Here is a 19,850-nt window from a genome sequence, read left to right as displayed (position 1 = left end):
TTCCTTATATTCTTATTGAATGATTATAACGATGCTTTGTTACAATTTAAGCATTCCCTTTCAGAAAGGTGTCACACTTTGCTATGCGGCAAAACAAACTCCACATCACTTCGATGACCACTTTTCATCAGAGATAATGCGATATTTAATGGAGGAGCACCTTCAAAAATGACTTCGTATAATGCTGTTGTTATTGGCATATACACATCCAGCTCCTTTGCCCGAGTATTGACCTGAACAATGGTATTTATCCCTTCAGCCGTTTGCCCCAACTCTTTGGTAGCCTGCTCCAGATTTTTACCAGAACCCAAAGCAAATCCAATCTGGTAGTTACGGCTCAATGGGCTATTACAGGTTGCAAACAAATCCCCAACTCCCGATAAACCGAGAAATGTCAGTGGATTAGCACCTAATTTAACGGCAAAACGGCTCATTTCTGCCAAAGCGCGTGTCAAAATCATACTTTTGGTATTTTCACCAACCTTATAGGCTGCTGCCATTCCCATAGCGACTGCATATATATTTTTGAGTGCTCCACCAAGCTCCACACCATATACATCATCACTACCAAACACACGAAATAAAGCGCTATGTAAAGATTGTTGCACAGCATATCGAACCAGTTCAGAATGGCTTGCAATAACCGTCCCTGCTGGTTGACCTGCCATAATTTCTTTCGCAAGATTCGGCCCGGATAATACACCATAAGGAACTTCAGGCAATTCGTCACGAATGATATCACTCATAAAACTAAACGTTTTTGCTTCTATACCCTTGGTTAATGACACCACTGCCTGCGAGGTGATAAAAGGTTTGATTTGACGGACAACATCCCGAAAAGAATGACTTGGAATCGCAACTAAAATGATGTCACGTTCCCTAACTGCTTTTTCCAGATCCGACTCCGCCCTAAGACCAGACTCAAGGGTAAAATCAGGTAAATAGCGCTTATTTACATGTGTTTGATTAATTTCTTCAGCAATAACCTGATCCCGAATCCAGATCATTGTATCGCATCCGTTTCGAACTGCCGTATTTGCCATAGCAGTTCCGAAACTTCCCCCGCCAAGCACTGTTACACGTAGTGCTGTTTTCTTATCAATAGATACAGGTTCAACCAAATCTGTAAATTTTAACTCTGCCATTCATTCCCATCCAGTTTTTTGATTTTTGTGGTTTTTCAACTTAACAACACTAAAGCGATTATTGTAATCAATAATCACCATTCAAAATAATAATTTAAGAAGACTTAAACCTTCACTTGTGCCAATGGCTGACATATTCATCTATCTCGATGTCAGCACGTGGTGCTATCGGTTTGGCTATACTGCCTACATAAATGATCCCTGAAATCAAATCATGTTCTTTCAGACCCAATGCTGTCTTAAATAACCTTGACTCTACAACCGCCCCGCTTCGCCAGATTGCGCCAAAACCCTGCGCCTGCAAAATCAATAACAGGTTTTGAACAGCTGCCCCTGTACTCAAGGTCTGTTCAAAGAAAGGAACTTTGGGATGTTCCTGAAATTGGGTAATTGCCAATATAATTAATGGTGCACGAAAAGGATGATGCCTGACTCTTTCGATCTGTACTGAATCCATTTCACCCAAATCTTGAGCAGCTTCGGCTAGAAGTTCTCCAAATGCCCCACGCTGATCACCCTCAACCAAAATAAAACGTGTTGGTTTCAAACGATGATGATCTGGTGCAGTCAATGCAGCTTTAAAGGCTATCGCAAGTTGCTCAGAAGATGGTGCTGGCTCTATCAAATGACCTACAGATTGACGATGATGAATATTTTCCAGTACTGCTGAAAGATGAGAATCGACCATTGATTTTGAATCTATAAAAACATCCAACAAGATTAGCACAAACTGGAAAAATTACTCTAGCCCTATGCAACATTCATCATCAATCTGGTTTAGGTTCACATGAATACTATATAAATCTTCATTTTTTATACAAGTTTTCTAAAATTAATCAAAAATGCTATGTTCCAATATATCTATTCCTGATTCATGCGGAGATCTCCATGAAAAAAACACTACTTATCTCCTCTAGTGTTCTTACAGCTATTGTACTTGGCGCCTGTTCATCCACACCAACAAAAACATTAGCCATCCAAACAGCCAATAATCAATATCAGGTTACTGGTATGGGCAAATCACAAATTATTGCTAAAAATAATGCTATTGCTGCTGCAAACAGTACATGTGGTAAAAAAGCTGCGCCTGTATTGATTGATGAGAAAACTGAATATCATGGCAGCCTAAAAGGTGTGGTTGACGAAAAAACAGGGCAAATGATTAATGCAGCAGCAGGTGTTATAGGTTCTATGATTGGTAAAAACAATACTTTGGAAAAAGATACAGATTATCAAACAACCATCTCTTTTACATGTAAAACAAGTTCATAAGATGGGGTAGCTGTGCAAATCAGAGAAGAATACACAAAAATTGAATGTATTTTAAAAACATAACAATCCAACCAGGCATTAAAAAAGCTCCTCGATTTAAGGAGCTTTTTTAATGCCTGGGAAACAATCAACAGTACCCTTCCAAGCGGGTCAATGGTAATTTCTGACCAATAGCTTTTTCAATTTCTGGTAAATAAAAAGCATCATCTTCTGACAAGAAACTAATACTTACACCCTGTGTTCCAGCACGCCCTGTACGACCAATACGATGCACATAATCATCAGACTGTTCTGGTAAAGTAAAATTCACTACATGTGATACACCATCAACATGAATACCACGACCAGCAACATCTGTCGCAATCATGATATTGTGCTTACCATTCTTAAACTGGTCTAACATTTTCAAACGCTTGTCTTGAGCAATTTCTCCAGACAGCATAACGACCTTATAACCATCACGTTTTAAATGGTCATATAAACGGCGAACCTGATCACGGCGGTTAGCAAAAATCATCACCTTTTCAATTGGTTCATCACGTAAGATTTCTTGTAATAATTTATATTTATCTTCATTAGCAACCACATAAACCCGTTGCTCTACATCTTCATTGGTTTTTTTCTCTGGCTCGATTTCCACAGTTACAGGTTCAAATAACCATTGTTGTGCCAGATTAAGTACATCATAACTAAAAGTTGCTGAAAACATGAGGGTTTGACGCTGCTCTTTGCGTGGCGAATAACGCACAATTCGTTTCACTGAGGGAATAAAACCCATGTCCAGCAAACGGTCTGCCTCATCAATCACTAAAAACTCGATTTGATCCAGCCAAACTTCTTTTTGCTCAGTAAAATCGATTAAACGTCCAGGTGTCGCTACCATGATATCGACAAACTGCTTATCAAGCTGCTTCTTTTGTTTATCGAAATCAACGCCACCAACCAATGTGACAACATTTAGGTCTGTAAACTTAGTCAAATCCTTTGCATCATTTTCGATCTGGATTGCCAACTCACGAGTCGGTGCCAAGATAAGTGCACGTGGTTCGCCACGAAATCGCTGTTCTGAAATAGGGTTATTTAACAGATCATTAATAATACTGATCAGAAATGCTGCTGTCTTGCCTGTTCCTGTTTGAGCACGACCAATAGCGTCATGTCCTGCAAGTGTAAACTTTAATACTTTTTGCTGAATTGGGGTCATTTCTTTAAACCCTAGGGCATCAATCGCTTGTTTTAACTGCGGATGTAAATTTAGGGTTCCAAATCCAGATGACATAAATACGCGCTCTAACTATAAGACACTAAACAATGTGACTATTATAAACAAAAACGCCTCAATTTGATAATTGAGGCGCCACCTAATTTTAAAAATCAGGAATTAGTCTAAAGGCTGAACTTCTTCAGCTTGAAAACCTTTTTGACCTTGCACAACACTAAATTCTACGCGTTGACCATCACGAAGTGAACGGTGGCCTTCGCCTTGAATCGCACGGAAATGAACGAATACATCGTCACCACCGTTACGTTGAATAAAGCCAAAACCTTTAGTATCGTTAAACCATTTCACTACGCCTTGTTCGCGAGCTGTCATAAGTTAATCCTCAGTTATTATGAAAAAAGGACCACCCGGTGTTGCAAACAGCAGAGCAAACAAGGTTTAAAAATATTTATTATTTCAAAGCTTGTAATCATTCTGTATAACTATCAACAAAATCCCGGTTACATCCAATTGTAATAAGGCTTAAAACAATGAATGTTTTTTCAAAATCCTAACTACGTGATTGAGCTTAACATGGGTTTGTGACAATTAATAGAATTATTTTTGATTATTATTTTAAAAAAAATGTGCTTTTTTTATTCAAATAATCTATAAGCGCCAATTAAAGTAATTTAGAGCGGAATAAAATCGAGAATAATTTGGGTAAATTCTGTTTTTTTGATAAAATTACAAACCTTTAGCACACTACACTTTTGAGCTGAAATGACCAATACTTCACACTCTACTGTGCTTCTTGATGCTATGGGTAAACCTTGCCCAATGCCTTTACTTATGCTAAAACGTGAGTTGAAACAAGCACAAGATTCACGAAATTTATTACTTAAATCTTCAGACCCGCATAGTGAAATTGATATTTTACGATTTTGTCAGATTCATAACTTAGTCTGTCATTTTTCTAAAATTTCTGAAAATGAATTTCATTACCTAATTGAAATCATTTAAAATAGACAGAAGCAAAATCGATAAGAAATTTACATTTCGCTACTCAATTTCCCTTAAATATGTATGCTAATCGAATTAAGATGATGCATTGGTACTACCACATTGATCCGATAAGGAGAACTCATGAGTGACAGCAGCAATCAATTGATGCCCCTGTCATTATCTGCGCCAGGTGTAAATCTCGGTGCATATATCAGCACCGTAAACCAGATTCCAATATTAACTGCTGAACAAGAAAAAGAGCTTGCTGAGCGTTATTATTATGACCAGGATTTAGAAGCGGCTAAAATGTTGGTGATGTCACACCTACGTTTCGTTGTTCACATTGCGCGTAGTTATGCAGGTTATGGTTTACCACAGGGTGACCTTATTCAGGAAGGTAATTTGGGCTTGATGAAAGCAGTCAAACGCTTTGACCCAAATATGGGCGTAAGATTGGTATCTTTCGCTGTACACTGGATTAAAGCCGAAATCCACGAATATGTTATTCGTAACTGGCGTATTGTGAAAATTGCAACCACCAAAGCACAACGCAAATTGTTCTTTAATTTACGTAGCCTAAAAAAATCAAGTAAAAAGCTTACATTAGAAGAAGCACAATCTATTGCCAATGATTTGAATGTTACTCCAGAACAAGTCTTGGAAATGGAAGGTCGCCTGACAGCATATGATGCAGCTTTCGAAGCCCAAGGTGATGATGATGATGAGGGAACGACACATGTTGCTCCTGCCCTGTACCTTGAAGATAATCGTTATGATCCTGCCCGTTTAGCGGAAAATGAAGATTATGAAGAACAAAGCACTAATGCCCTGCATGATGCCATGAGTCAACTCGATGATCGTTCACGTAATATTTTACAGCGACGTTGGCTAGACGATGACAAATCGACATTGCATGAATTGGCAGCTGAATATAATGTTTCTGCAGAACGTATCCGGCAGCTCGAAAAAAATGCGATGGAAAAAATCAAGGTTGCAATGTCATCAAACTAATTTTTTTCATAGATTTAATTAAGATATCAAACCGAGATCTAACCAATGATCTCGGTTTTTTTAATCTCTCTTTTTAATTGTTTTCGCCTTTATAGAAAGCTATAAATTATGTTAAGGTGATGCGCAAATTGATTTAGGTGAAACAACATTATGTGGATTGCCATATCAGCTATTAATTTAGCTTTAGCCGTGATTTTAGGTGCATTTGGGGCACACGGTTTAAAAGCTCATGCTACGTCTGAACAAATTGCTTGGTGGCAGACGTCTACAGAATACTTTTTTTATCATGCCTTAGGCTTACTTATACTAGGTGTATTGGCAAAAATTGCCCCATCATTTCCGCTTAAAGGTAGTTTTATTTGCATCCAGGTAGGAATTCTGATCTTCTGTGGATCACTATACCTTATGGGATTAGGCGCACCACGTGCCTTGGGCGCGATCACTCCAGTTGGTGGAACTTTAATGATCATTGGTTGGTTATTGCTAGCCTGGAATGCATTTAAGTACGCAAAATAACCTCTCATCTTTGGACATATTATGCAGATATATTTAAATGGTGAACAAATTGAGACACCTTGCCAAAATTTACTGCAACTCATTCAAGCGTTAGCCCTGGAAGGTAAACGTTTTGCAGTTGAAAAAAATGAAATGATTATTGCAAAGAGTAAATTGGAACTTACCCCTATTTCTGAACAAGATCGTATTGAAATTATCCATGCTGTCGGTGGCGGCTAATCTGGAGATCTCCCATGCAAGACACCCCCCTTATTATTGGCTCACGTACCTTTTCTTCTCGCCTACTTGTAGGTACGGGTAAATATAAAGATCTCAATGAAACGGATTTGGCCATTCAGGCAAGTGGCGCTGAAATCGTGACTGTTGCTATCCGTAGGGTAAATATCGGACAACATCCTGATCAGCCAAATTTGCTTTCAGTTATCCCACCTGAAAAATATACGATTTTACCCAATACGGCAGGTTGCTTTGATGCCAATAGTGCTATTCGCACCTGTATGTTGGCACGTGAATTACTAGATGGACATAATCTGGTCAAATTAGAAGTCCTTGGTGATGAAAAAACATTATATCCTAATATCACCGAAACCTTAAAAGCTGCGCAAACACTGATCGATGATGGATTTGAGGTCATGGTATATACTTCAGATGATCCTATTGTTGCTCAAGAGCTCGAAAGCATGGGTTGTGCTGCCATTATGCCTTTAGGAAGTCTGATTGGTTCTGGTTTAGGTATCCTAAACCCTCATACAATATCAATCATTAAAGAAAATGCTAAAGTGCCCGTATTGGTTGATGCTGGTGTTGGAACTGCAAGTGATGCAGCAATTGCAATGGAGCTCGGTTGTGATGGTGTGCTTATGAACACAGCGATTGCAGCCGCACAAAACCCTGTGCTTATGGCATCTGCAATGAAAAAAGCTGTAGAAGCTGGTCGAGAAGCCTATCTGGCTGGACGTATGCCACGTAAACGTATGGCAAATGCAAGCTCACCTGAAACAGGTTATTTCTTTAAATAACAGCTTTAATAGTAATGAAGGGCTCTTTGTGAGTCCTTTTATGTATACGCTACACATAGATTATGCTAAAAACTGAATCAAGAATGAAATTTAATAAAATCAACAAATTAAATAATTATTTAAAACAGAAAAATTAACCATGTCTATCTTAAGCTTGATATTTTTTAAGTCATAGCCTTAAACATTTTAAATGCCCAATAAAATGCCAGTCAATTTATCAAGTGACTGGCATTTTTTGCAATGGTTCAATCAGGCAATCAAACCTTCATCACGCATAGCGATTTGAACAGATTGACGCTGTGCAACTTTATTGCGTAACGCAACAATATTTTTAAAAGGCGTCAGATCATGTTGAATTGAATTCGACCAATTTGTAATAACAAAAAGATATGCATCAGCTGGACCAAAACGATCATTCACCAAATAATCAGAATCAGATTCACCGAGGTAATCATCGATATACTGTAAAAGTTTATCAATAGTCGCATAACCTCTGTCCTGTTCCTCTTTTGATAATGCAGGACCAAAAAAAACCGAATATGCGTCATGTAATTCAGAGTTTAAATAACCTAACCACTCTAGCACTTTTGCACGTCCTAAACCTGACGGAGGAATCAGGTCCTGCTTTGGATCATGTTGCGCAATAAATGGCAAAACAGCAACATTTTCAGTCAGAATCAATCCAGGATTGATTTCCAATGCTGGTACATACCCCTTACGATTAACTTCGAAAAAATCTGTACCTTTTTCTGTCTTATGTGTAGTTAAGTCAACCCGTTCTAAATCAAAATCAACATTAATTTCATTTAAAAGAATATGTGAAGCAAGTGAGCATGCACCTGGAGAATAATACAACTTCATAAAAGTTCCTTGTTATATATCTAATACTGTTTTAAAACGCTTCGGTTAAACTTTCAAGTTTTAAACCATTAATTTTGCAAAAAAGCGTAACGATCTAGTATCTTAGCATCTACGAAATGCAGTGCATTGTCAGCGAAAATCATGCAAATGAATTGTAATATATATAAAACACCTAAGACATACCAAAAGTTAGCAGCAAACTTTTATATATATTTATAGATAGCCTTATTTCCTATTACAAATATTTTACTCAAAATTAAACATTACTTTTCAATCAAAAGTCAGGTGATTTTCCTGCATTGATTGTTTTACCATACCTTCCTTTAAAAAATGATGAAAGGTTACATGTGCTGAACTTCAAAAAAGAGGAATGGTTTTCAAATATCCGCACTGATGTACTGGCAGGTTTGGTTGTTGGTTTAGCCTTAATCCCTGAATCTATAGCCTTTTCCGCAATCGCAGGTGTAGATCCTCAAGTTGGCTTATATGCATCCTTTTGTATAGCCGTTAGCATTGCCTTTTTTGGTGGACGTACAGCCATGATCTCAGCTGCAACGGGTTCTATGGCTTTATTGATGATTACTCTGGTCAAAGACCATGGACTACAATATCTACTGGCAACAACTATTTTAACAGGGTTGATTCAACTAGTAGCTGGCTATTTTAAAGTTGCCAAACTAATGCGTTTTGCCTCGCAGTCCGTCGTTTATGGATTTGTAAATGCTTTAGCGATCTTGATTTTTGTTGCACAAATCCCTGAACTTACAAAAATGAACTTCACTGGCTTCATATTTGTTGGGCTTGGCTTACTGATCATTTACTTATTTCCTCATATCCCTAAAATCGGCAGACTTATCCCATCCCCGCTCATATGCATTGTTATATTAAGCATCATCGCTCTCTTTGTGCAACAAGACATGCGTATGGTGAGTAATTTAGGAAATTTCCCTGATAACTTACCAATCTTTTTAATTCCAGATATCCCTTTAAGTTTTGAAACATTAAAAATTATTACACCCTACGCCATTACTCTAGCAACAGTAGGTTTACTTGAAACAATGATGACCACAACGATTGTAAATGAAGTGACTCAAACTGACAGTAATCGCCATAAAGAATGTCGTGGTCAAGGCATCTCAAATATTATCAGTGGCTTTATGGGAGGTATGGCTGGTTGTGCCATGATCGGTCAATCAATTATTAATGTTTCATCAGGTGCAAAAACCCGCTTATCAACATTAGTTGCCGGGGTGTTTTTACTCTGCTTAGTGGTTTTTCTTAAAGACTGGCTCAGTTTTATTCCTATGCCTGCACTAGTAGCCATCATGATTATGGTTTCATTGACCACATTTAACCGGGATTCTGTCAAAAACTTTAGTAAACACCCGAAACAAAGTAATGTAGTCATGTTAACCACTGTTGCTATTGTTCTTGCTACACATAATCTGGCATTAGGTGTTTTGGTTGGAGTCCTGCTTTCAGCACTGTTTCTTGTTAATAAACTTGAAAGTGAAGTCAAAGTTGACTCTGAGCTTATCTCACTACAGACACGTATGTATAAAATTCGTGGACAAATATTCTTTAGCAGTTCTGAAAAATTTTATCATTTCTTTGATTTTAAAGAAAACCTTCAACATGTTATTATAGACTTATCTGGTGCCCATATTTGGGACATTACTTCAGTCAATATGCTAAACCAAGTAAAATCAAAATTTGAAGCAAATAATATACAAGTAAAAATTATTGGATTAAATACTGCAAGCAGCACATTAATTAAACAATTTGGTTAAATTACGCACATACCATATATATTTAATCATGAGCAAAAATGGATATGGATTATTTTCAATCCTGAAAATTAATCCATATCCATCTTAAGATACTGATTAACAATAAATATTAAAATAAAGATAAAAATTACCAAAAAATAGGGATAGCAAAACAAGTTTAAAAATAAGATTTTATAAAAAAGAATGAGTGAGCTATTCAATGGTAAATAGAGAATTAATTTTACCTATTCCGGTCATCATATTATCAACCGCTGTATTACTTCAACTTCGGCTGAAAAGTATTTTATTGGCTATTGGTTATAAATCAGAAAATATTTTTTTTGCAGAAACATTGATTCAGGCGAATACCATTTTAGAGCACCATTCAGCATCTTTTGCAATTATTGATTTAGATTTACTTCAAAATGATGGTATTGGATTTATAAAATCACTTAAAAATTATGATCCAACTATTTTCATACTATCTGTAATGTCTCTTCAGGTAAAAAATTCACTGCTCGAAGCATTAAGTTCTGGTGCAACTGCATATTGCTTCAAAGAACAAGATGATATGGATATCCGTAGTGCAATTCGAACAACTATACAAGGGGGTGCAAAAATTGATCCTTGGGTTGCACAACAAATCTTATTAAAGTTTGATGAAAAACAGGCTGGAATTAGTTTAAATCCAGCATGGTCTTTAAACCAGACCACACTGAATGAACATGAACTAGAAATTTTAAATGAAGTAGCCATGGGATATAGCAATAAAGAAATCGCTGAACACCTGGAAATTTCAGTATTTACATTAGATTCATTTATTAAACATATTTATCAAAAACTTAAATATTTTATTTTTCAATAATAAAAACAAAGGGAAGCGACGGCTTCCCTTTAATGTTTTACGATAACATTCTTTTTCTTCGATATAATGTCAACGTGATTGCAAGTACAATTAAAGCAAATACCGACCAAAATCCTGCACTACCTCCTCCACTTTTCCAGGTATTATGTTCTTGAGAAGCTGAGTCATTTAAATCGAGGTCAACGATAACAGGGTCATGATCGGATGATCGGAATGCATCCTCACTATAAAATGATATTTTTTGTTCATTGGTTTTGTATTCTTCATTGTAGTCCAAGACACTTGGTTCATCTGCATTGATATGCCATGCGAAAGTGCGTTTTACTGAAGGATACAGGTTGGCATCAGCAATTGCGTGATCCAAGTTGCCAGCACCACCATTGCCATTTAAATCACTTACAACACCAAATACATAACTATATGCTGATTTTCCCTGACCTATTTTTTCATCATTGAGCAGCACTTTATAGTTGGCTTTTTCAAAGGCTAAAATCGGCTCTTCTTTAGCATAACTATTCATATCACCTATAAATAATGCATTACTTGCGTTGACTCCAGTCGGTTTTTTAGCCATCCATTGAATCAATCCTTCTACTGCGGTGACACGAACTGGATTCCAGCAACCCTGACCATCGCCCTGATCAGCATTTATATCTTTCTTATCAGCAGGACAACTTCCTTTGGATTTTAAATGGTTAGGTACGACTGTGAAAATCTTACCACCTGCTACAGGTTGAAAACTTTGTGCCATAGTGACACGGTTTTTCTCAGTTTCATCATTATAAACCACAGGATCATTAACAGGTTTTACCCGTTTTGAATTATAAATAATAGCAACAGCTATGGCATCTGTACCCAGTTCGTTCAACCCTTTTGGTACGACGTATTTCCAATCCGCTCCTAAAGATTTACTCAAATATGCGATTGCACTTTTATCATCATAACCATTATTTGCAATTTCCATGAGACCGTAAACATCTGCATCTATGGTTTTTAAGGCAGTAACAATCTTTTGATGTTGACGTTTAAATTCAGATTCGCTTGATGCACCACGTTCTGTAGGAAAGCCTTTTGCAGTACCATTGTCATAATTCAGCACATTGAATGCTGCAACACGAACCTGTTTGGTATCTTTTGCAGGAACCGAGCTATTACGCGGATTGGTTTCTTTCACCACTTCTGGGGCTGCCTTATCAGGAACGGGCTGGATGCGCCAATGATTGTAGCGATACTCTAAAATCCCTTCTACATTTTTCAGTTGATAACCCGAGCGTATTGTATTGCTAGCATTGAAGTTTTGAGGTAACCACGGCGTTCTATTCTGGTTACTATATCCGTCATCTAAAATGATTTTAGACAATAGATTCTGTTTTGCCAATGCAACTGCTTCGTTAGATCTGGCAGGATACAGATTAGTCGGAATATATAGACGCCCAAGGCTGAGTGCTAACTGACCATAGCGCCCATATTCATAATTTTCACTCACGGTTAAAGGTTGTGAAAACTTAACTAACATCCCTTGATATCGTTTTGTCGAATTACCTGTTGTATCCGTCAAACTCGAAAATGGGAGTTGAATTGGTAAAGCGCTCACCTGACTGGCTGCATTAGGATTACAGGTGCTAATGTCTGCACTTAACTGATCGATTTGTAGTTGATTTTGGTAATTAGTCAAACGACCTTTAAAAATAACCTCCTCTCCTACTTTCCCCCCTTTAATGCTATTACTTGCTGGAATATAAACAAATATCGCATTACTTATATTGGACTTAGCCTTATTATCAGGTGTCTGTACATAAAAACCTGAAAATCCATTTTCATGGCGATAATCACCTGTGATAACACCACGTACTACATAACTTTGATTCTGTTTAGCTGTTTGTAATTGTGCTATAGGAGTATCTGGCGTACTACAACTGATAGGTTTTTCATCAAGGATTACCCCACGATCATTGCTTAAATATGTCGAAAACGCATTCCGATCTGACCAAGCACTCCATTCATTGTTTAAATCAAAAGGAGCACTTGGATCAATTGAAGTCACGTTATTGTCTGTTTTATTTCTAGAAAAACTATTCTCATAACTTTTAATAGAGCTACCCCAGCCTATTTTATTTCCAGGATCTTCTCCAACTCTGCCAAAACGATCAATCGGAACGTCCTTATAAAACAAAACTAAAGCATCATTACCATTGAAAGCTAAAGCCAGTACTTTATTAACCTTATCTCCCAATTCATTTTTTAACTCTTTTTGCCCAATCAAATATTTTGTTTTACTGGTCAAAGTTCCTTCTAAATTAAAAATGGTTGGCTTTGTAGCACCATCAGTATATCGATAAATTTTATAGTCAGATAAATTTACAGTTGAATTATCGGGATTATAAATCTCTAATCCCTTACGATTCGAACTGCCATCGATATATTGGCTAAACATCAATTGTGCATATGCAGGAAATGAACAGCCTGCAAGGATCAAACTTATACTTAAGGCACGTGGTTTTATTAACTTCATGTTTTTAACTTTTTTTGTTTATATCACCAGCAGAGTAATTTTGCTGAATGACAATTACATGAAAGATTCATTGCAGATTTTTTGCAAAAAGACTATCTGTAAATCTGACAATCGCTGTACTTGTAAAATTATTAAAAAAAACTAAAATTATTTCAGAGAAATAGCTAAGTTATTTATGATTTAAAAACATAATTTTTAGTAGCTTCATCCAATAATTACACTTGAGCATTTATAATGTCCCCTTGGCAAAGATTAGCAATACAACCAACTACAGACTTAAGATCTATAAAAAAAGCTTATGCGAAGCAGCTCAAACTGATTGATCAGGAAATTCAACCTGACGAGTTTATTGCATTAAGGGCAGCTTTAGAACATGCCTTATTTGAGGCTGAAAATAACCTCGTAGAGGATGAAGACAACGACCTATTTTCAGAAAATGAAATTTTAGAACAAGAACGGCAACAATCAGACTTGTCCGAATTCAGCACAAATGAAGCTTCCAGCTTAGCTAATCAATATCAAAATCTAAAACAAAATATAGAAACTGAAAATATTCATTTTGATTTACGTTTAGCTCTACATGATTTCAATACCCTTCTTGAATCTTGCCAAACTAATGAGCTAAAACTGCATTATTCTGGTCAAATAAATAACCTGCTTGTTCAACACCAGTTAGATGATTTTTTATATATTTTTGAAGGCCTGCATAACCAGCCTGCTGATTTTGATCAACAGCTTCTAAATGACTCATTAACAATTACAGATGATGCTGATGAAAATTCAGTTGAAAATGATGATGCCGAATATACATTGCAGCAACAACCTAGCCCATTAGATACAGTTGTTCAGGCACTCTGGAATCATGATGTCAGTGATCAAATATTTCATCAATATCAAGACTTACTTAATCATCAATATGATTTAACACTTGAAGAACAGCTGCAAATCAAAGATCAACTTACTTATCCATTATCAGAGCTGGAAATGGATATATTTAATCCCAATTATTCACGCTTTCTGGCTTTGTGGCACGATCATTATCCTGATGAATTAGATCTGTATGATCAATCATACTATTCGCATACTTTGCAGGAAAAGATTCAACATTATTTGAAGCACCATCATTTTTTAGAGAAATTGCCTCATCATCAGCGTGACATCATTCAAAAATTTTCAGGAAAACAGAAATTTCAACCTCTAGCCGTTCTCAATTTACAGAAAACAATGTCTGATGCTTATTCAGATGGAAATACACTAACTCATCTTGATCAATTCAATCTTGTGAATACAGATCAAAATGCCAACTACTTATTCTTAAAAAGCATTAATCAATGGCATAAGTTTATCTGGGGCAGTATTTTATTAGCTATTTCAACTACATTGCTGATAAAACCAATATTTGTGGATTCTACTTTTGTTCTCTTAAGTATCTTCTTTTTAAGCCTGTTTTTATTTTTTGTATTTATACAGGCACCTTTACAGGCAATCTGTGCTAGTCATGAGAATCAGGAAAATAACCTTATTCAGTACAGTAAATACTGGTTTATTAGTGGTTTCGCCTTGATCTGGCTCACACCATTGTTATTACCGATTGCACATACAATACTCAGTTATATCTGGCTTGTGGGTAGTATCTTTCTTATTGGTTGTCTGCAATTGACAGCTGCTCCATATGCAAACAGATTCTATCAAAGTTGCCAAAATAAAATGGATTATTTTGTCATTACAACTGGAGTATTGGTTTTATTTCTGGGGATCGTTGCATTGTACTATTTGACTGGGGAACCTGTTTACCCCTGGCTAATTGTATATAGCTTAATGCCAATGAGCATGATTTTATTTCCTGAATCATTTCAAGAGCTTTTTTATAGTTTTGGCTATCGTAAATCAGATAAGCAACTAAACTATCAACAAGTTATCATCAAAAGTATCGTCGTTATTGCAATCCGGCTAGGTATTTTTATTGCTGCCGCGGTGTATTTATCTTCCAAAGCATCACAACCTTATTTATATCTCGCTACATTTAGCTTTGCATGTATCGGCATAACAGCAATACCTTCACGTTATTTATCATCAATTTTAAAATATTTAAGCTATGTCATTTTAATTATTGCAACACTTAAAAGCCTTATTTTTGCTGGTATTTTAGTGTATTACTTATTTAAATCCCGCAAGCAAAGTCGTTCACAACATGCCTAAACAGCGCGTCCCACACAGCAAGTATACTTGAGTGTGGGACACATCTTAATAGTCATCAAACAGTTGTAAGTCTTCAACCTCATTTAGAAAATTTTCAAAATGTGTTCTTGATTCACGAATTTGCCGCTCATCCTGTTGCTCGAGAATCTGTGAAAAATACTGAATTTTCTCTCCAATACTGGAACGCATATCACCCGTATGTTCACTATATAATCGCTCCGCTCGCAACATTAAACTTTTATTTAATAAATTATCTCTAGGGTGAATCTTTAAAGATTCCAATTGCTGCCGAGCTTCACTAATTTGTTGCTCTGACATCACACTTTGATGATTGATCAGTACTTTTTGCAGATTTTCACCTGTCGCAGGAACATGAACATCTACATCCAAAATACCATTTGGATTATAAGAGAAGCGTACATCTATCGATAACTGATCATCATTTGGCGGTAAAGCAACATTTAGCTCTCCCAAAAATACATTTTCCTTGCACAAACGATGTTCACCCTGATAAATTTTAACCTCAATGTTACGTTGGCCTTTGTGCATTGCATAATAACTGTTTACACGACTTGCAGGAATCACGATATTTCGCTCCAGGATTGGTGAAAATTGACCATCATCCCCTACTGCAATACCTAAACTGAATGGACAAACATCAGTAAGTACAATTTCCTTTAAAGCTTGATCTTTTGCCTTTAAACCTGCCTGTACACAAGCACCACGAACAATCGCTTCATCAGGTTGCACACTCGTGGATGGGAAACGTCCAAAGAGTTTAGTCACCATTTTTCGCACGATCGGCATCCGAGTTGCACCACCAACCATGATGACTTGATCGACCTGATCAGGTCGAATACGGGCATCTCTTAAAGCGCGCTCTAATGGACGACGTAAGCGCAGAAGCAAAGCTTCAGCCCATTTTGCAAAATCATTTTGATGAATCTGAAAATTGATCTCAGTATCTTGCCATTTAAAATTTAGTAGTGCTTCTTGCTCTTTACTTAATGTATGTAAAGCGAGCTGGGCTTTTGCTTTAAGAGCAATTTCTATTTCAGGTGGAATGACATTGGCTTCATAATTAAAATCTGACGCATGCTGCTTCCAAAACTGCTTCATTAATAATTGGACAAAATCATCACCTCCAAGATAGTTATCACCTGCACTGGCACGAACCTCAATAACACCATCAAACAATTCGACAACCGAAACATCAAATGTTCCGCCACCCAAATCAAAAATCAGAAAACAGCTATCATCCGTTTGTCCCAAACCATAAGCCAGTGCTGCAGCAGTTGGCTCATTAATCAACCGGCTGACTTTTAACCCGGCCAATTCTGCGGCAGAGATAGTTGCTTGACGTTGAATATCATTAAAATATGCAGGAACAGTGATAACAGCTTCATCTATATCTGTCTCCAGTGCATGTTCTACATCTTCTTTTAAAGACTTTAAAATCAATGAAGATAGTTCAACAGCAGAAAATGACTGATCTCGCAAACTTAAACGTTTTGCTGTCCCCATTAAACGTTTAAAACTGGTTAATACAGGCTGACCTGTGTATCTCAACTCCAGTGCTGCATTTCCAATCAGGATTTGTCCATTTTCATCCAAAGCTATCGCTGAGGGAGTAAGTAACTTTCCGTAAGCGTTTGGAATCAGTTTAGATTGACCATTTTCAAAAATACCGACTAAGGAGTTACTCGTACCGAGATCTATCGCAATAATTGGTTTGGTATGATTCATTTTTTATTCAAATTTGATGTTTTTCATGGAAAAAACCATCTTAGCCTATCCCTCAGCTTTTTTCGATGTCTTTGTATACTATTTAATTTTGCCTAATAAATATAAATCTATATTGCTAAATTTGACATCGCTCTTTAAAGACTTACAATACCGCATTTGAATTTTTTACTATTCCAGGCTTATGTCAAACGAGAACATTGAAGCGCAAGTTGTTGATCTGGACAATTTGCATGAACAACGTGAAATTGTAACGTTTATGCGCCGCTCCTCACCTTTAAATACTTCACAACGTACTGCGCTTGAACAATATCGTGATTTAATTTTGGAATATCCAGTTGGAGATTTACGCCAACACTTTGAACATCCAGAACGTCCTCTGACTGTCGAGATTGGTTTCGGGATGGGGCGTTCACTGGTTCTTATGGCAAAAGCCAACCCTGAACGAAATTACGTTGGAATTGAAGTCCATGTTCCAGGAATTGCGCAGTGTGTTTATGAAGCAGGCATGGCTGGTCTAAAAAACCTCCGTGTTTTAGATGCTGATGCAATCAAGGTTCTTAAAGAAATGCCTGATAACAGCATTAACTGTGTACAGCTGTATTTCCCTGATCCGTGGCAAAAGAAACGCCATTTCAAACGTCGCTTTGTGGTACATGAGCGTATGCAACTGGTCGAACAGAAACTGGAACTTGGTGGAACGTTCCATGCGGCAACTGATTGGGAACCTTATGCAGAATGGATGCTTGATGTATTAGATAATCGCTCTGATCTTGAAAATCTGGCAGGTAAAGGAAATAGTTATCCTCGTCCAGAATGGCGCCCTCAGACTAAATTTGAACGCCGTGGAATAGAAGAAGGTCATAAAATCAATGACTTCATTTTCAAAAAAATCAAATAATTATCAAAAGCTGTATCTTTAAAGATACAGCTTTTCTTGTAAAATGAATAAAATATAAATACTGACTTCGACATTAAAATTAATATATTTTTAGGATAATTATTTTCAGTACTGCCTATTTTCAATTCCATCACTCATCAATTGATAAATTTCTGCCAAATCCTCACGCCTATCGGCACTCAACATAGCTTTATGCATTTGCAAAATGTTCAGATCACCACGCATTGCAGGACCAGTCTGCATCAATCGTGGGTCATTCTGGGTTGCCTTGTTTGCCGTTTCCAAGATAAGTGGATAAAGCAAGCTAAAATCAACCTGTTTTGCATCTACAATCTGCTTCGCCATGTCATAACAATAATTGCTAAAATTGCATGCAAATACGGCTGCCAGATGTAAGCTTAAGCGTTGCGCAGAATTATATTGATAGACACGTTGGCTTAACTTTTTAGCAAGCTCAGTCAACAGATTCAGATCGTCCCTTTCCGCAGCTTCTACAAATAGAGGGGTATTTTCCCATTCAGTTACTCTTTCAAAGCTAAATGTCTGTAGTGGATAAAACACCCCTGATCTAGCATGTTGCTTTGTTAATACATCTAGGCCAGTACTTCCGGAAGTATGCACAATACAGGTTTCAGGTAAAACTGGATGTAGTTTTTGAATCACATCTGAAATCGCCTGATCACTTACTGCAATGACCACCAAATCAACATCTGACTGAATGTCTGAAAAGTCATCCGCTGCATCTGCATGTACAAGATCAGCAAGTTTTTTTGCATTGTTGATATTAGGACTAATAATCTGGATAATTTGATGTTTTCCATACAAAGCTTGCGCTAATTTGGTCGCAACACGCCCTGATCCTATAAAACTAATACGCATAATCTATCTAAAAACAGTATTTGCTATAGCATGCCAATAAAAAAAGGATGAAGCAATTCATCCTTTTGTCATGACTAGATTAGTTAAAAACATTATTTAAATAAACAATTCGCTCTTGCGTACGTTTGCTAAAACATTTGCTATATTCCATCTCCCTATTTTCAGCACGCATTGTATTATCCCAATAATCAGACTGTTTCTGATATATTTCAAGCTCGCTGTCTGGAATATCATGTATAGAACGTTGCGATATGACCTTACAATCTATGTCCCTCTTTTCAAACCAATCTGTCTGATCTTGTTTTAACTTTGCTTTTTGCTCATCGGTAAACTGATCCCAAGTTTGGTTTAATCGTTCAACTTGCTTATTTTTCTCATCATCTAACTCTTTCTTACGGATATCCATTGCTTTTTGCGCCAGTTCTTTCTGGCTGCTTTGCTCTTTTTCCTGTTCAACATGACGTTCACTGATTTCTTTATTTTCCTTTATATATGCTGCATATTGAACTGCTTTCACAGCGATCGTAACCACTCCCCGAATGACTTCATTCTGATTATTCACATTTAAGCTAAAACCATCCTGATCTGTTTTGAGGATATTGTAATTAAATTGACCTTTTAATTGATCATTATCTAAAACCAAACCGGAACTACTGTCCTCAATATAATCACGTAACGTAGAATAACCAGACTCTGACTCACACTCTTCATAATCACATTCGACAGCACCATGCTCTAAATAAGCATTCTCAGCTCTTTTTTGTAAGCCTTTTGGAAATTGGATGACGATTTGCCCTTCGCATTCAAGCTTTGTGGTTTCAGAAGGTTCAGTGGTTAATGTTCTAACCTGATTAATTTTAAAAGTTAAACCCTGATTAATCTTTTGTAGTAAATCCTGATCTGCTTGATAATAATTTGATTCTCTTAGACTTTTATCAACATTTTTTAAATA

19 protein-coding genes are annotated in these 19,850 nt (G+C 36.8%); 10 read left to right on the top strand and 9 right to left on the bottom strand.

The window, feature by feature from the left end; all coding sequences use genetic code 11:
• Nucleotides 1-71: 71 nt before the first annotated feature.
• Both KPC_RS03675 and KPC_RS03670 read right to left on the bottom strand, forming a co-directional pair.
• Nucleotides 72-1,145, bottom strand: coding sequence for an NAD(P)H-dependent glycerol-3-phosphate dehydrogenase (locus KPC_RS03675; RefSeq protein ID WP_121973063.1), 1,074 nt, complete (start codon nucleotides 1,143-1,145; stop codon nucleotides 72-74).
• 112 nt (nucleotides 1,146-1,257) lie between these two features.
• Nucleotides 1,258-1,833, bottom strand: coding sequence for a nitroreductase family protein (locus tag KPC_RS03670; protein ID WP_121973062.1), 576 nt, complete (start codon nucleotides 1,831-1,833; stop codon nucleotides 1,258-1,260).
• 200 nt (nucleotides 1,834-2,033) lie between these two features.
• On the opposite strand from KPC_RS03670, the gene KPC_RS03665 reads away from it, so the two are divergent.
• Nucleotides 2,034-2,417, top strand: coding sequence for a hypothetical protein (locus tag KPC_RS03665; protein WP_121973061.1), 384 nt, complete (start codon nucleotides 2,034-2,036; stop codon nucleotides 2,415-2,417).
• 127 nt (nucleotides 2,418-2,544) lie between these two features.
• Here KPC_RS03665 and rhlB read toward each other — a convergent pair whose 3' ends face one another.
• Together rhlB and KPC_RS03655 are read right to left on the bottom strand one after the other, a co-directional pair.
• Nucleotides 2,545-3,696: an ATP-dependent RNA helicase RhlB gene (gene rhlB / locus KPC_RS03660; protein ID WP_121973060.1), complete on the bottom strand. Its 1,152-nt coding sequence runs from the start codon at nucleotides 3,694-3,696 to the stop codon at nucleotides 2,545-2,547.
• A 102-nt stretch (nucleotides 3,697-3,798) separates the two neighbouring features.
• Complete coding sequence (locus KPC_RS03655; protein WP_121973059.1) at nucleotides 3,799-4,011, bottom strand: cold-shock protein; 213 nt, start codon at nucleotides 4,009-4,011, stop codon at nucleotides 3,799-3,801.
• Nucleotides 4,012-4,401: 390 nt separating this feature from the next.
• On the opposite strand from KPC_RS03655, the gene KPC_RS03650 reads away from it, so the two are divergent.
• From KPC_RS03650 to KPC_RS03630, 5 genes are all read left to right on the top strand, one after another.
• Nucleotides 4,402-4,641: a sulfurtransferase TusA family protein gene (locus KPC_RS03650; protein ID WP_121973058.1), complete on the top strand. Its 240-nt coding sequence runs from the start codon at nucleotides 4,402-4,404 to the stop codon at nucleotides 4,639-4,641.
• Nucleotides 4,642-4,764: 123 nt separating this feature from the next.
• Nucleotides 4,765-5,634 carry an RNA polymerase sigma factor RpoH gene (gene rpoH / locus KPC_RS03645; protein WP_121973057.1) on the top strand — a complete coding sequence of 290 codons (870 nt, stop codon included), beginning with the start codon at nucleotides 4,765-4,767 and terminating at the stop codon, nucleotides 5,632-5,634.
• Nucleotides 5,635-5,784: 150 nt separating this feature from the next.
• Nucleotides 5,785-6,150 (top strand): DUF423 domain-containing protein, encoded by a 366-nt coding sequence (locus KPC_RS03640; protein WP_121973056.1) that lies wholly within the window; start codon nucleotides 5,785-5,787, stop codon nucleotides 6,148-6,150.
• Nucleotides 6,151-6,171: 21 nt separating this feature from the next.
• Nucleotides 6,172-6,369 carry a sulfur carrier protein ThiS gene (thiS, locus tag KPC_RS03635; RefSeq protein ID WP_121973055.1) on the top strand — a complete coding sequence of 66 codons (198 nt, stop codon included), beginning with the start codon at nucleotides 6,172-6,174 and terminating at the stop codon, nucleotides 6,367-6,369.
• Between the two features lie 14 nt (nucleotides 6,370-6,383).
• Nucleotides 6,384-7,169 (top strand): thiazole synthase, encoded by a 786-nt coding sequence (locus tag KPC_RS03630; RefSeq protein WP_121973054.1) that lies wholly within the window; start codon nucleotides 6,384-6,386, stop codon nucleotides 7,167-7,169.
• Between the two features lie 249 nt (nucleotides 7,170-7,418).
• Here the strand turns inward: KPC_RS03630 and KPC_RS03625 are convergent, their stop codons facing one another.
• The gene (locus KPC_RS03625; RefSeq protein ID WP_121973053.1) at nucleotides 7,419-8,030 is read right to left on the bottom strand and encodes a glutathione binding-like protein; all 612 of its coding nucleotides are present in this window, start codon (nucleotides 8,028-8,030) and stop codon (nucleotides 7,419-7,421) included.
• A gap of 347 nt (nucleotides 8,031-8,377) precedes the next feature.
• Between KPC_RS03625 and KPC_RS03620 the strand changes: the two genes are divergently transcribed.
• Together KPC_RS03620 and KPC_RS03615 are read left to right on the top strand one after the other, a co-directional pair.
• A complete protein-coding gene (locus KPC_RS03620; RefSeq protein WP_121973074.1) occupies nucleotides 8,378-9,820 on the top strand; it encodes a SulP family inorganic anion transporter in 1,443 nt (480 codons plus the stop codon).
• Nucleotides 9,821-10,019: 199 nt separating this feature from the next.
• Nucleotides 10,020-10,664, top strand: a complete 645-nt coding sequence (locus KPC_RS03615; RefSeq protein WP_121973052.1) for a LuxR C-terminal-related transcriptional regulator — start codon at nucleotides 10,020-10,022, stop codon at nucleotides 10,662-10,664.
• Nucleotides 10,665-10,701: 37 nt separating this feature from the next.
• Here the strand turns inward: KPC_RS03615 and KPC_RS03610 are convergent, their stop codons facing one another.
• Nucleotides 10,702-13,176, bottom strand: a complete 2,475-nt coding sequence (locus tag KPC_RS03610) for an ExeM/NucH family extracellular endonuclease (RefSeq protein WP_121973051.1) — start codon at nucleotides 13,174-13,176, stop codon at nucleotides 10,702-10,704.
• A 234-nt stretch (nucleotides 13,177-13,410) separates the two neighbouring features.
• Here KPC_RS03610 and KPC_RS03605 point away from each other — a divergent pair, with 234 nt between their 5' ends.
• On the top strand, nucleotides 13,411-15,375 hold the full coding sequence (locus tag KPC_RS03605) for an MFS transporter (protein ID WP_121973050.1): 1,965 nt from the start codon (nucleotides 13,411-13,413) through the stop codon (nucleotides 15,373-15,375).
• 45 nt (nucleotides 15,376-15,420) lie between these two features.
• On the opposite strand, the gene KPC_RS03600 is transcribed toward KPC_RS03605, so the two are convergent.
• Nucleotides 15,421-17,121: an Hsp70 family protein gene (locus KPC_RS03600; RefSeq protein WP_121973049.1), complete on the bottom strand. Its 1,701-nt coding sequence runs from the start codon at nucleotides 17,119-17,121 to the stop codon at nucleotides 15,421-15,423.
• A 181-nt stretch (nucleotides 17,122-17,302) separates the two neighbouring features.
• Between KPC_RS03600 and trmB the strand changes: the two genes are divergently transcribed.
• Entirely contained in the window at nucleotides 17,303-18,019 is a 717-nt protein-coding gene (gene trmB / locus KPC_RS03595) for a tRNA (guanosine(46)-N7)-methyltransferase TrmB (protein WP_121973048.1), read from the top strand.
• A 105-nt stretch (nucleotides 18,020-18,124) separates the two neighbouring features.
• Here trmB and KPC_RS03590 read toward each other — a convergent pair whose 3' ends face one another.
• Both KPC_RS03590 and KPC_RS20310 read right to left on the bottom strand, forming a co-directional pair.
• The gene (locus KPC_RS03590) at nucleotides 18,125-18,898 is read right to left on the bottom strand and encodes a Rossmann-like and DUF2520 domain-containing protein (protein WP_121973047.1); all 774 of its coding nucleotides are present in this window, start codon (nucleotides 18,896-18,898) and stop codon (nucleotides 18,125-18,127) included.
• 79 nt (nucleotides 18,899-18,977) lie between these two features.
• Nucleotides 18,978-19,850 (bottom strand): lysozyme inhibitor LprI family protein (locus KPC_RS20310; protein WP_121973046.1); only part of this gene is annotated, 873 nt, incomplete at its 5' end.

Source organism: Acinetobacter stercoris, from assembly GCF_900323515.1.
Classification (GTDB): Bacteria; Pseudomonadota; Gammaproteobacteria; order Pseudomonadales; family Moraxellaceae; genus Acinetobacter; species Acinetobacter stercoris.
Note: the sequence above shows the minus strand (reverse complement) of the source record. Positions and strands in the feature narration are given on the sequence as shown.